General features: G+C 58.9%; 13 protein-coding genes. 1 reads left to right on the top strand and 12 read right to left on the bottom strand.

Going from position 1 to position 13,360, the window contains the following annotated elements:
- Positions 1-186 precede the first annotated feature (186 nt).
- Positions 187-1,917: a winged helix-turn-helix domain-containing protein gene (locus HVO_RS06055; RefSeq protein ID WP_004044642.1), complete on the top strand. Its 1,731-nt coding sequence runs from the start codon at positions 187-189 to the stop codon at positions 1,915-1,917.
- 564 nt (positions 1,918-2,481) lie between these two features.
- Here the strand turns inward: HVO_RS06055 and HVO_RS06050 are convergent.
- The 12 genes from HVO_RS06050 to HVO_RS06000 form a co-directional block, all read right to left on the bottom strand.
- Positions 2,482-3,480 (bottom strand): IS110-like element ISHvo9 family transposase, encoded by a 999-nt coding sequence (locus tag HVO_RS06050; RefSeq protein ID WP_013035031.1) that lies wholly within the window; start codon positions 3,478-3,480, stop codon positions 2,482-2,484.
- A gap of 326 nt (positions 3,481-3,806) precedes the next feature.
- Entirely contained in the window at positions 3,807-4,412 is a 606-nt protein-coding gene (locus tag HVO_RS20525; RefSeq protein ID WP_144064035.1) for a hypothetical protein, read from the bottom strand.
- Between the two features lie 159 nt (positions 4,413-4,571).
- The gene (locus HVO_RS06045; RefSeq protein WP_004045411.1) at positions 4,572-4,952 is read right to left on the bottom strand and encodes a hypothetical protein; all 381 of its coding nucleotides are present in this window, start codon (positions 4,950-4,952) and stop codon (positions 4,572-4,574) included.
- 30 nt (positions 4,953-4,982) lie between these two features.
- Positions 4,983-6,335 (bottom strand): IS4 family transposase, encoded by a 1,353-nt coding sequence (locus tag HVO_RS06040; RefSeq protein WP_013035080.1) that lies wholly within the window; start codon positions 6,333-6,335, stop codon positions 4,983-4,985.
- 102 nt (positions 6,336-6,437) lie between these two features.
- A complete protein-coding gene (locus HVO_RS06035) occupies positions 6,438-7,790 on the bottom strand; it encodes an IS4-like element ISHvo11 family transposase (protein ID WP_013035249.1) in 1,353 nt (450 codons plus the stop codon).
- 235 nt (positions 7,791-8,025) lie between these two features.
- A complete protein-coding gene (locus HVO_RS06030) occupies positions 8,026-9,177 on the bottom strand; it encodes an ATP-binding protein (RefSeq protein WP_013035542.1) in 1,152 nt (383 codons plus the stop codon).
- Positions 9,174-9,968 carry a hypothetical protein gene (locus tag HVO_RS06025; RefSeq protein ID WP_004045404.1) on the bottom strand — a complete coding sequence of 265 codons (795 nt, stop codon included), beginning with the start codon at positions 9,966-9,968 and terminating at the stop codon, positions 9,174-9,176. The genes HVO_RS06030 and HVO_RS06025 overlap by 4 nt, the downstream gene beginning before the upstream one ends.
- A complete protein-coding gene (locus tag HVO_RS06020; protein ID WP_004045403.1) occupies positions 9,962-10,537 on the bottom strand; it encodes a hypothetical protein in 576 nt (191 codons plus the stop codon). The genes HVO_RS06025 and HVO_RS06020 overlap by 7 nt, the downstream gene beginning before the upstream one ends.
- 33 nt (positions 10,538-10,570) lie before the next feature.
- Complete coding sequence (locus tag HVO_RS06015) at positions 10,571-12,184, bottom strand: hypothetical protein (RefSeq protein ID WP_004045401.1); 1,614 nt, start codon at positions 12,182-12,184, stop codon at positions 10,571-10,573.
- 6 nt (positions 12,185-12,190) lie between these two features.
- A complete protein-coding gene (locus tag HVO_RS06010) occupies positions 12,191-12,721 on the bottom strand; it encodes a hypothetical protein (RefSeq protein ID WP_004045398.1) in 531 nt (176 codons plus the stop codon).
- Positions 12,718-12,933: a hypothetical protein gene (locus HVO_RS06005; protein WP_004045395.1), complete on the bottom strand. Its 216-nt coding sequence runs from the start codon at positions 12,931-12,933 to the stop codon at positions 12,718-12,720. The genes HVO_RS06010 and HVO_RS06005 overlap by 4 nt, the downstream gene beginning before the upstream one ends.
- Entirely contained in the window at positions 12,930-13,328 is a 399-nt protein-coding gene (locus tag HVO_RS06000; RefSeq protein ID WP_004045393.1) for a hypothetical protein, read from the bottom strand. Before HVO_RS06000 ends, HVO_RS06005 begins: the two co-directional genes overlap by 4 nt.
- Positions 13,329-13,360 lie beyond the last annotated feature (32 nt).

Here is a 13,360-nt window from a genome sequence, read left to right as displayed (position 1 = left end):
CATCCCGCGTTCGATGCGACTGACGAGGACGTTCGTCGGTCGATCGGAGGTGACGCTTCGTGACTGTCGAATGTCCTGCCTGCGGTCACGAATCGAAGACGCTGTTCCGCTGTGACTACTGCGGCCACGACCTCGTGAGAGGTGACCAGCGGTGACCGAACCCGCTCACGTCGCTGGAGGCCACCGATGACGGCCGCCCCGTTCATCGACCCGCAGCCGCACGAGGGCGACGTTCATCTGATTTTTGACGAGTACGGACTGAAGCCGTACTTCGCGCTCGATAGCGTCAGGAAGGATTACGACGGCTGGCAGACCACCGGGAAGCCTACTCGAAAGGTCAGTTGGCGGAACCAGACGTGGCACCTCGCCTACGACTATGACGTGCAACCCATCGACCCTCGCGACCACGAGGACTACCAGCTTCAGACGGTCCCGTTGTTCCGTATCTACTTCGTCGCGGATGATTCGCTCTACGACGACGAGCCCGCCGACCAGTCTGCCCGGACGACGGGCGGCACGATGACGATTCGCCCTCGGTGGCCGGACATGACCAAGGACGGGAAGCCCGTCCGAGGAATCCCGAATCTTGGAGGCCCCTACCTAGACGTGCAGATTCAGGCGTCGAACATCGACCACCACCTCTACCACGACCTCGTTCAGACCGCGATGGAAGCCTTCGGTGTGAGTCGTCGATACTTCCAGACGCCACACGAGATGAGCAACGTTCAGGACCTCGCCGTCTACGTCCGCCTCTCGCGTGAACACTCGGGAGCTATCTACGCCCCGGATGGACCAATCGCCCGAACTCACTCGGTGATGACCAGCGGTATGTCGGGCTACCGGATGCACAAGGAGGACCACCGGAAAATCCCCGGCTACTACGTCTCGACACACATCACCGACGAACGCGCTGGCGACATTATCAGGGGCCACCGACTCGGGAAGGAGGCCAAACACTACTACCCGCTGAATCCCGAGCAGTTCGACGAGGACCACCCGCTCTACAATCCGAAAGTCGAAGTCTCACTTCAGACCAGCATCACCGACGAGACGGTCTACTGGTCCGACCTCGACGACGCGCTGCGTGAACTCGACGAGACGCTACTGAACTACCTCAGTTGGGCAGGACTGACCACTCGCGCCGACGACGAGGTGTTTGAGTCAGACGTACACTTCGACGCGGAGAGCGAGACGCGCCGCTCTCGCCGTCTCGTTGACTGTCCGCTGCCAGAAATCGAGGACGAGCAGGAACACGTCGTGATGCGAATCTGGGGCGACATGAAGACATCTGACAGGGATTTCACTCGCAGTCTCATCGAAGACGGCGGCACGCCGACGCGCGAAGAACTCGCCGAGCGAACCGGGTGGAGCTACCGCACCGTTCGGCGGTACGTCAACAGGTGCGAAGGCATCGTGGCCGACGCCGCGGGGAAACTCGAAATCGGGAGTAAGCACATGCAAAACATGCTTCTCTCTCGCGTCCGCGCCGCTGCGGAGAACTTCGAGACCGCGATGGAAGACGCCGTGATGACCGCCGCTGACGCGGCTGCGGGCCGTCGTCGGTCGGAGTGGTCCGAGATAAAGAATCGGTACGCCGCTCGCGTCGTCGAGCATGACTGCCGACGCGACGAGATTCATGTCGAGTATCGGCCGACTGACTGGGAGAACCGAACCGACATGCTCCGCGACATCAAGCGTGCAGCCCGCGACCGGTGGACATCGCTACGCCGAGTGACCGTAACCTACCATGACCACCTCGGAGGTGAGCACACGACGATCCTTTCCGACCTTCAGCTCACCACGGGCAACATCACCAATCTCGACGTACGCTCGGTTCGGGAGAAGGTCGAGAGCGTGGATTGGGAAGCGTGGAAAGCGGGCCTTCCACAGCCCACGGAGGACCGCGACGACACGTAGCGCGTGGTCCAGCGAGAGGCATCACTACCAACGAATCTTATTTTCGGCCTTTTGAGTCCGGAATCAGTTGTCGACAACTGCTTTCGAGACACATTCCTTCGAAAGATTCACTCGTTGCTTCTCGACTTCATAGCCTTCGCCGAGACTCGGCGGCCGGGGGGTGGCCGCGCGTCGCTTAGCATGTGTGGCTAACGCCACCTGACCAAAATACACCGCACAGCTACGCACGCAGAACCGCGGACGCGCCGGTCCCTTGGACCGCGCGAAAAATTTGGGCTGTTGAAAACCATCAGGTGGTGATAGGTTGTCGAAGTTGTACTGAACCCAGGCCGTGTATTCACCTATGGAAATTCTGCTGGCTCAACTAACCACCGCTGGCGATAAAGTTGTTCGCACGATCTAGCTTCTCTAGTCCCTCAACGACGAGAAACCACTAGACAACGTGGTGATTGAGACCTCCACAACCGGTAGGCGGTCGGAACGAGTCTTGCTAGAGCTGTCGCTTACGCTGGCCTCATCCGGCCACTGAGGAACGCCGGTCCGGCGTTCCTCAGATTCCCTTCTTCAGGCGCTCACCCCCGGTGGATCGTAGACTTCCTCTCGGACGAGCATGTAGTACATCGAGACGAGCAGTTTTCGTGCCGTCGCGACGATCGCTTTTTTCGAGTTCATTCGACGATTCAACCGGTGGAAGAACGTGCTTAGATACGCGTCTTTACACGTGTACACGGCTGAGTACGCACTCTGAACCAAGATCCAGCGAACTCGTCCTGAGCCGCGTTTCGAGATACCACCCTCGATCCGCGAGTCACCGGACTCGCGGATCGTCGGGTTCAGTCCCATGTAACTCACGACCTCTTTGTGGCCGTCGAACCGATCGATCTCACCCAGTTCAGCGTAGACCAGCAACGCGGAGTAGTAACTGACACCGGGGATGGTCATCAGCAGCTGGGTCTCCTTCAGAGACCCAGCGCGCTCCTCAATCGCCGCTTCCAACTGAGTCATCTGCTCGGTTAGCGTCTCGACCACGTCGAGATACGAGTCCAAGAGACTGTCCCACGGAGACGGGAGCGAGAGTTCCCGGAGGAACTCTCGTCCCTCGACACTCAGCGGTTTTACCGTCTGAGTGATGCCGTTATCGGCGAGCAAGCCGTGGATTTTGTTGGCGAACTTGGTCCGATCTTCGACCAAGGTCTGTCGCCCGCGCACGAGTGCGCGGGCTTCCCGAATCTCGTCGGTAGGAACGTAACTCTGCGGAACAGAGTTCAGCCGGAGCAGCCGCGCGAGTTCTTTCGCGTCGACGCGGTCGGTTTTCTTGTCTGACCGAGCGATGAGCGTCAGTTTGCCTGGATGAGCGACGGTTACGTCCAAGTACTCCGCGAGAGTATCGTAGACGTGGTAGTAATTGCTGGTCGCCTCGATTACTGCACGAGAGCCAGCGTATCGCTGAGCGAGGTCGTCGAGGTTCGCGTTTTTGACGCGAACCTCTTCGACAATCTCGCCCTCGAGGTCCATTACTGCCACCTGTGCGTATCGTTTGTGTAGGTCGATTCCGAGGTACATGGTTCGTTCCTCCGGGATAGGACGGCGGTGCGTGAATCAGAAATTCACCTATGCGGGCTTTCCCGGATGCCGCCAGGAGCGGCATCCGGGCTGTGACGCCCATAACTCGGCTTCTTTCGCACTCGGACCAGTCAGCACCACGTGCTCTAGCGCACGGAATACAGCTCGGTCTCTTGCGTCCCATAATTGATTCACGCTCCGATGGGATAGCAGAATTTCCATCAAGTCAGCACCAGTCAATAACCATTCAGGAGAGAAGATGATTGACGTATGTGAAATAGTTCACGAGAGCTTCACTGAACCGGGGGATGAGTGGGATAGGAAGATTAAATCCAACCAATCACATCTAGTGCTTGAATTAGAAACGCGAAAAAGGCAATTAAGGCAGCGATGACACCAACCAATTCAATTTTGGTTCTGTGTTTTTCTGCCCACGTGTTCACGTGGAATGTCGGGGTTTCTTTGGTTACAGCGACCGTTGATTCATCATAGTGCGTAAACGTTATTGGAATGCCATAGTCGCCGGGAGTGGCTTCAGAGGAGATATTTAACTCAACCCACATTGGTGGATAACCGTCGGCAGTTGCCTCCGATACTCTTACTGGAACCTGACCATCAGGTGTTTCACCAGTCATTTTTCCAGTTGCGGTTCCGAACCGAGAGGGTTCATAAAAATAGCTTGCGTTAGGAGGCAATTCTTGACTTGAGATATTAATTCCGCCACTGTCCGTAGTGATTGGCATCTTGAAGAAGCCAATACTCCCATTTTTCGGTTCACTTGTGTCAAGTAAATTTTCATACGAATAATTGATGTATAACTTGTGCTTTGAGTGTGAACCAGAGCCAGAGACGAATAATTGTATCCGAACGGTTTCGCCTTTGTTAACAACTGGATTTTCAACGATTGGGATAATAGTAAAGTCTGCGTCCATAACTCAATTTGTAATTAGTATCGAAGATGGGCCTCGCCTTGAAAGTGTGTCTCGATTTTAATTTTAGTCATATCATGTCTTCCTTTCAGGTGTTTTGTGAATATAATTTCCAACCACACACAACTTCAGATATATTTTGAACAGTTCAACAGACCCTGACTAACCAAAGACCCGACGCGGATGGATTTTCACTTGCTGTGACTCTCGGTGCCCACCAGCGCCGTAGAATTTGAACCGTAGTTTCGATGCTTCCACCGAACGGGCGTCCACGACCTGTATACCGCGTCCACGGGCGCGGTAGGGTATGAAGACGTACAGGCCATCGTGCCGCACCAGTCTCTCGTGGTAGTCCTCGAAAATCCGAAATCGGCCCTCTGTCCCATCAGCACGGTTCAGCATCGCCGCTTTCGTCTCGACGGGCCTACCGTCCGACGTGTGGGCGTCGTGCCAACTCGCGTGGTCGGCGTCGAGGTCATAGATTCGCCGCGCCGCTTCTTCCGCGAGCCGACCGTAGCGTGCTGCTTTCCGCGAGCGATTCATTTTCTTTGACCCACCGCCATGCGTTCTAGTTTAGTAGCGATCAAAGCCGAACTCACCTCGTTCAACCTGCTCACGTAACCGATCTCTGTGTGGATTTGGATTTCGTGACGCCCACAGCAACAGCTCGTCCAAATCCGGCAGTTCGTAGCCCAGCTCAACCATGAGATACAGTTGGATCAGATGACCGTGGCGTTCCACGGCGAGCGAACAGCGACGCCGAGGGAGCCGCGACGCCGACGAGTCGGCGTCTGCGGCGGCTTCGCCCTCTCGCTGTCTTGCCTCAAGTGACCGCAACTCATCCACGATTACACGACTCATCATCAACGAAATTGCGGCCATGATGATCAGCGCCTCGATGATGTAGCCGTCGGTCGTCTTGATCTCGTCCAAGCCGAACCGCGACTTCAACTCCTTGAACAGCAGTTCGACCTCCCAGCGCGCCCGATAGAGCTGCGCGATATCGGGCGCGCTGTAGCTTTCTCTCGCCAGATTCGTCAGATACAGATGATACTCGTCGGTCTTCTCGTTACGTAGTCCGACCAGTCGAAACGTCCGGGTCGCGCTGGCGCCCGACCCTCGTTTGCGCTCGAACGAGAGCGTGATGCGGACGTCGATCTCCTGTCGCTGCAGGTCGTCGAGGACGGCCTGCAGCGACTCTCCTTCCAGCGGAATGCTGTTGCCTCGCCACGTTCGCAGTTCTTCGACAATCTCGAAGTTCGCGTCGTCTTTGACACGAGAGACGAACCAACCGTCGTTCTTGTCGATGCGGTCGAACAGCCAGAAGTCGTAAAAGCCCAAATCAAGGAGAATGAGGGCGTCAGCTACCCACTCGCCGGTGGGTAGCTGACTCCGTTCATGAGTCGTCCCATCGGTTGTCCGGAATCGTGTCGGGAGCCCAGTCGAGAGAGATTCGGTGAGGTGAAGTTTCAGTTCGGCTTGATGGTCGCCGGTTGCTGTGTAGATATCAGCGGCGTCCTGGTACAGCGAAACGATGGTTGCGTCAGCAATGAGGACGTCTCGAAAGCGTTCGAGACGGCCGTTCAAATCTTCTCGTCCGGTATCGAGATTCTCGATTGCGTCATCGAGAATCTCTCGAAGGAGTGCAACGAATCCTGGTTCGAACCAGTCGTGGAACGATGCGTAGGAGAGTTCGTCACAGTCAGCCATCTCGACGTAGCGTTCGAGAAATGCTTGGAGAGAGCGGTCTGAGCCAGCAGCGAAGCCAAACGAGAGTGTGTAGAACAGCGCAACGATGTCGAATTTCCGCTCTCGTTGGACGAGATTCGTTGCGCGAGCGCGCTCGCGCAACTCATCAGAGGGAAACGCTCTTTGAATCCGGTCAACTATGACCGAATCCGGTGGGCTGTAGGTCATACTTCCCACCGGGTTTCTCAATCAGGTAGTTGCGACGATATCAAATCAACAGACAGCAACTGGATTCTTCGTTAAACTAGAACGGATGGACCCACCGCCATGCGTTCTAGTTTAGTAGCGATCAAAGCCGAACTCACCTCGTTCAACCTGCTCACGTAACCGATCTCTGTGTGGATTTGGATTTCGTGACGCCCACAGCAACAGCTCGTCCAAATCCGGCAGTTCGTAGCCCAACTCGATCATGAGATACAACTGGATCAGATGACCGTGGCGTTCCACGGCGAGCGAACAGCGACGCCGAGGGAGCCGCGACGCCGACGAGTCGGCGTCTGCGGCGGCTTCGCCCTCTCGCTGTCTTGCCTCGAGCGACCGTAACTCATCCACGATTACACGACTCATCATCAACGAAATTGCGGCCATGATGATCAGCGCCTCGATGATGTAGCCGTCGGTCGTCTTGATCTCGTCCAAGCCGAACCGCGACTTCAGCTCCTTGAACAGCAGTTCGACCTCCCAGCGCGCCCGATAGAGCTGCGCGATATCGGGCGCGCTGTAGTCCTCTCTCGCCAGATTCGTCAGATACAGATGGTACTCGTCGGTCTCCTCGTTGCGCAGGCCGACCAGTCGGAACGTCCGGGTCGCGCTGGCGCCCGACCCTCGTTTGCGCTCGAATGAAAGCGTGATGCGTACGTCGATTTCCTGTCGCTGCAGGTCCTCAAGGACGGCCTGCAGCGACTCTCCTTCCAGCGGAATGCTGTTGCCTCGCCACGTTCGCAGTTCTTCGACGATCTCGAAGTTCGCGTTGTCCTTCACCCGGGAGACGAACCACCCGCCGTTCTGGTCGATTCGGTCGAACAACCAGAAGTCGTAGAAGCCTAAATCGAGCAAGATGAGGGCGTCAGCTACCCACTCACCGGTGGGTAGCTGACTCCGTTCATGAGTCGTCCCATCGGTTGTCCGGAATCGTGTCGGGAGCCCAGTCGAGAGAGATTCGGTGAGGTGAAGTTTCAGTTCGGCTTGATGGTCGCCGGTTGCTGTGTAGATATCAGCGGCGTCCTGGTACAGCGAAACGATGGTTGCGTCAGCAATGAGGACGTCTCGAAAGCGTTCGAGACGGCCGTTCAAATCTTCTCGTCCGGTATCGAGATTCTCGATTGCGTCATCGAGAATCTCTCGAAGGAGTGCAACGAATCCTGGTTCGAACCAGTCGTGGAACGATGCGTAGGAGAGTTCGTCACAGTCAGCCATCTCGACGTAGCGTTCGAGAAATGCTTGGAGAGAGCGGTCTGAGCCAGCAGCGAAGCCAAACGAGAGTGTGTAGAACAGCGCAACGATGTCGAATTTCCGCTCTCGTTGGACGAGATTCGTTGCGCGAGCGCGCTCGCGCAACTCATCAGAGGGAAACGCTCTTTGAATCCGGTCAACTATGACCGAATCCGGTGGGCTGTAGGTCATACTTCCCACCGGGTTTCTCAATCAGGTAGTTGCGACGATATCAAATCAACAGACAGCAACTGGATTCTTCGTTAAACTAGAACGGATGGACCCACCGCCTCGATTCGACGCTCGAAACGCGACTTTCGTCGAAAATCCCGGTTCGGTCGGGGTCGGACCACCACCGGGGGCAGCCAGCGGCGCATCAGTAGATAAGTAATTATACGCCGTCCGGGGGGTCGATAGTGGTGGCGACTGCTGGAAGTTACCGCCGCCACTCGAAATCACCTTCCGGACTGCTTACGATATCTCGATGATCGCCACGTTTCCACTCGCGGACGCGATTCCCAACCCATGAATCTCCGAAAATGACGAGTTCGGCCGCGTCAGGATAGCTCATCCCGTTTTCTTCATCCCACGGCTTGCACGCTTTGATCACGGTCGCCACGGCGGACTCCCATCGTATCTGGTTCGGGTCTGGCGAGTCGTCCTGGTCGTCGTCACCGCCGTCGAGCGTCACCGAGAAATGCGACGCCTCGTGCTCATCGTACTTCTCACGCGTATCCGTGACGCCCGTGAACTCGGCGGCTTCCTCGAACGAGTCTGCACCACCCTCGGAGTCGAGGAAGACAACGCGGCCGGGGTCGTTCCGAGTCGGTTTGACGAACGCGCCCGAGGCGAGTCGGCGAATCTCGGCGGCGGTGTCCTTTCTCGTGTGTCCGATGAGCAGAACCGAGCCGCGCTTCGCGTAGGTATCGCCGTCCTCCTTCTTGCGGACGTACTTCAGCGATTTCACGAACTCGTCGGTGATCGCTGCCTCAGCTCCTCGAGAGGTGAGCGACTGTCCGGCCTCGTCGATGAGCTGTAGCACTTGTCCATCAGTCGAACCCATCGCGTCGAGCATCGAGCCGGAAGATGTCGTGACTCGGTCTGCACCGTCCCACGCGACGTTCGCGAGGACGGTGCCGCCGGTGAGAGAACCGAAGACGCGCGCCACGTCGAGCGCGAATGCAGTCTTTCCCGCACCCGGTGGACCGAGAACGAGATAGATCGCACCTTCGTCGGCGAGTCGTTTCGCCGCCTCGACGATAGCCTCGGAGCCGTCCCGCTTCTGGTTAGTGAGCCCGACCATGCCCTGCAGTTGCGAGACGTTCCCCTCGCGGTACGCGCGGTCAGCCATCGACGTTGCGGCCGACCGGACGACGTGCCGACCGACGTGGGTCTCGAGAAAGTTCTTGCCGCGCTCCTCATAGATCGAGCAGTACCGATTCAGAAAGTCGAGCACGTCGGGGTCGTCGATCATCCCGGCGAACTCACGAATGTACTCGTTGCTCTTGTCACGGAGAGCACCCCGTAGGAACTCGCGTCCCTGTGCAGCTGCGTAAACAGCCGAGTCACCCTGCTTGCGTCCGCTCATCGGTTACCACCATCGTTAACGAGCGGGTCGGTGGGAACAGGTTCGAGCGCATCATCGGCGAGGTCGTCGTCGAAGACCATCCCGAGACCATCGCCCCAGTCGCCCCGATTGTCGTCCTGGTCGCCCGCAGCCTCGAGGAGATCACGGAGGTCACCGTTCTGCAGCCGGCCGGGTCGGAGTTCTTCGGGGAGTTCGGACGTGATGATCTCGTCGACCGTCGGCTGGTCGGTGATCATCGGTGCCGATGGATCGAGCGCGGCGTTCTGTGCCTCCATCGTATCGTGCTTCACTCTTCTCACAATCGCCGGAAGCGCCTGTCTGAGTTCCTGTCCTCTCCGGGCCGCCGGTTCGAGGTCGCCGCGAAGCTCTCCAACTACGTCGAGAACGTCGTCTGTATCGTGTCGCCCCACGAGTGACGAACCGGGGAGAGAACGCCGCCACGTTCCAACTGCGACGTTCGAGGACGGATCATACGCGTAGCACTCGTACACATCGCCGTGAGCCTGCTCGTGTGGATACAGCGGGCCCCACTCGACCTGCATCTCTGCGAACTTGTCCGGAGACAGAGACCAGCACGCCAGCGGGTCGTCGCTGTTCGCGTTCACCTGCACGAGACGCACCCGCGGTGGGTCGGGGAGGAGATCGTTGATCTTCCCCGTCGCGAACAGCGCACCGATTCCAGCGATGACGAGACCGGACGCGGCGAGTGGTGCCCACTCGGGGAATTGGTACCCGCCGAAGTAGGCGAAAACAGCGCCCACAGCGCCGAGCTTCACCCAGTCGTTCACCATTCCCGCTCAACCTCCAGCTGCTTCTCGTTGCGCTTCTTGCGAACCCACAGGAAGGTCCCACCGGCCGCGGCGACCGCCGTCGACGCGAGAAGCGTCTGGACCGTTCCGTACTCGACGGGCGGGTTTCCAGTCTTGATCGCGTCGGAGCGGATAGCAACGATACCGTCTGCGTTCGACGAGGAGACGGTGATTGCCGACGCGTCACCGACCGATTCGGCGCGGAACTTGACGACGGTCGTTCCGGGGGTCAAGGTCATGCGCCGGACGCGGGCTTTCCCGGCAGCTGCACCGTCTCCCTCGGAAAGAATCCGAGAGAGTTCACCAGCGTCGGTGATGGCGATCCGTGTCGGGATGTCAGCCTCGACGACGAGCGAGAACGTCCCATTCGAGAACGACCACGATTTGATTCGCGTCGTCGGAGAGAGTTCGATAGTCTGAGTTGCTTCGGGCGTGGTCGACGGCGCGGTGGTCGTCGTGGAGTTCGTCGATTCTTGCGCGGCGACCGTGCCGACGAGCGCGGGCGATACGACTGCGATGAGGATCACGAGCGTGATGATGGTTCTGCGCATGAGTGTGAAAGGTTGGTAGAGTGGTCGAAACGGTCAGTTCCGGGTAGCGACGAGGATGAGCGCAACGATCGCACCGGCGATGATAAGGCGGTCCTCAGTTCCGATTCCGATTCCACCGCCGCCACCGGAACCGCCGGCCTGCTCGTACTCTGCGCGAAGATCACGAAGCCGATCAATTTCGTCCGCGAGGGCGCTTGCGTTCGTCGAGTCGTAGATGTACGTCTCGGGTTGCGTCGCGTTCAGCGACTCACCTGTCCGGGTGTTGACCGCGTCGACGATTGTGAAATTCTCGTAGGTCGAGAGGTCGACGATACTCCCGTTTCCGTCCTGCTGTTGGGCGGCCACGTAGAACGTCCCGCTAAAGTTCGAAACGGTGTACGTCTCATTAGTCACCCAACCACCGGCAGGCGCGTCGTCGCCTGTGTAGTAGAGCGTCCCGTTGAGCGTCGTACCGTCGCCCGTCTCGATAGTGTGCGAGGCGTTGAGGTCGCCCGACGCACCGAGCGACGCGAGTTGCACAGCGGCAAACGAGTAGTACCCCGTCGAGTTGTAATCAGTCGCCGCTTGCGAGGCAATCGTTGTCGGGTCGAGCAGGTCGCTCGTGTTGATGTCGCCCGCTTGGTACTGCGCGTACGCATCATCAGCGTACTCGTCGACGTTCGCCTGAATCTGATTTGACTGATTGTAGGTGTTGTCGAGAATCTCGGCGTAGGCCACCGCACTAAGAACGTGAGTCGTAGATCCGTCCGACGGGTCTTCGGCTTGGATGGACCCCATAGTCGTGATACCGGGGTCGGCCGTCGAGCGTGGCATGATAGTCGTCTCAGGGGCCACGTGGTAGTCTCCATTCGTTGAGTAGTCCATCGCTCGCAGGGTCTGCGTCGACCCATCCGAAAGCGTGTACGTCTTGTTGTCCCACTCTGTGATGTGCGAGAAACCGTCTGGAGTGAGGGCAAGTCCGCTTTCCGTGTGGAGGTACCCGAGTGTGTACGTCTTCGCGTTCCAATCAGCAATCACGTTCCGCTGGACGCCGGTGTAGTACTCCGCGACTGTCTGATTGGCCGCGACTTTCGCCTGACTGACCGTCGAGCCGTTGTTGAGCTCGTTAACGATGGTGATTTTCGCCTTCGACCACGCGACCGACCGCGTGTCTTCGAGGAAGTTACTCGTCGTCGTCGTGTACGATTCGGAGGCGTCAGCAATCCCGAGGGCGGAGGCGTACGCGTCAGTCTTCGAGACGTTCTCATAGTCGATTTGCTCGCCGGACTCCCAGCGACAGCCGGTGTCTGTGCCGGTCAAGGTGTTGAACGCCGCGCCGAGTAGCGGGTCGGACAGCGAGCAGTCGACCCACTCCGCAGAAGCGTCACCAACCGGCGACGCACCAGGAACAACGCCACTCGTGGCCACGGTTGTCACGACGAGGCTGACGGCGGCGAGCGTGCCGAGTTGTCGAGCCTTGACCTTGACCCGGTCGGCATCGAGCGCGCCGAGCCGAAGCACATCACCGAACGAGAGTCGAAGCGCGACGAAGAGGACAGCGACCGCGGCGACGATGGCGGCGGCATGGTGGTCGCCGTGGACCCCGGCGAGGTAGGCGGCGGCCACCGAGAGACCAACGGCGGCGTAGGTCGATGCAAGTCGGAGCATCAGGGGTCAGTCCTCCTTGAGCGCGAGATAGCCGCCGATTCCGACGACTGCAATCGCACCGATTCCGATACCACCGGACGAGCCGCCGAGGAAGCCACCACCGGACGAGACTGCCGCGACCGTCCCCACGTCGAGGGCAGACGAGTCAATCGCCGACGCAGTCCCGAGCACTTCGACGCGGTAGGTCGAGACGTTCGTCGGGTCGAGGGCATCGAACTCGTAGAGTTCGGTTGTCCCGTCCGCTGCAGAGATCTGCACGCGGTCGACTTCGGTCTCGTTACCGTCAGCATCGACTTCGAAGACCGCGACTTCGACGGGTTCGGAGGCAGTCGCGGTGTCGTTGTCCAACTCAACGTAGAGACTCCGCGTGTCGTTCGTCACGTCGATGGTCTGGTTCGCGAGCGAGTCGTTGCCGACGCTCGTGAAGTTGGCCGAGTCGGTCGTCACGGTCGCCGCACCGAGACCGACGAAGGCGACTGCGGCAACAGCTGCGACCAAAAGACCGACGAGCGCGAGGGTTGCGCGGCCGCGCCTCACGACTCGAACACCTCAACGAGTCCGAGCTTGTCCGCGATCACGACACCACCAGCCGCGCCGACAGCGATAAGTCCGGTTTCGAGGCTTCCACCGAGGAGATCAGACAGGAGCGTGATGTCAGTCGCGGCCGACAGTCCGGCATCGAGCGAACCGACGCCCGCACCGATGATTGCAACCGTTTCGAGATCGAGGTCGTCGAGATCGAGGTTCATAGCATCCACCCGATCGCCATCTGCGCGGTGAGACTCACAGCGACGTAGCCGACGCCCCAGAGGTCCTGCGACTGCACGAACGAACTCACGTCACCGAAGAAGACCCAGCCGACCAACAGGCCGACCGAGGCGACGATGCTGTAGTAGTAGTAGTTGTCGAGGTCCTTCGCCTGCTGGTGCAGGGTGGATAACTCGGCGTTGTCGTTCGTGAGGATGGTGACGCCGAGCGCGCCCAACGTGAGGAGCGTCGCCAGCGTCACGTCGTTGCCCGCGAGTTGGAACGCCACGTCTGAGAGCGTCACGTCGAACAGCGACCACGATGCGATTCCTGCCATTGCCGTCGTCCCGATGAACGTCGCGACGAGCGCCGCGGCGTCCTCCGGGTCGAACTCCATTACGGACATGATACGAAGACGGCGGCTACCCG

This window comes from Haloferax volcanii DS2, assembly GCF_000025685.1.
Lineage (GTDB): Archaea > Halobacteriota > Halobacteria > Halobacteriales > Haloferacaceae > Haloferax > Haloferax volcanii.
The sequence above is the reverse complement of the archived record's forward strand: the minus strand, read 5'-3'. Positions and strand labels throughout refer to the sequence as shown.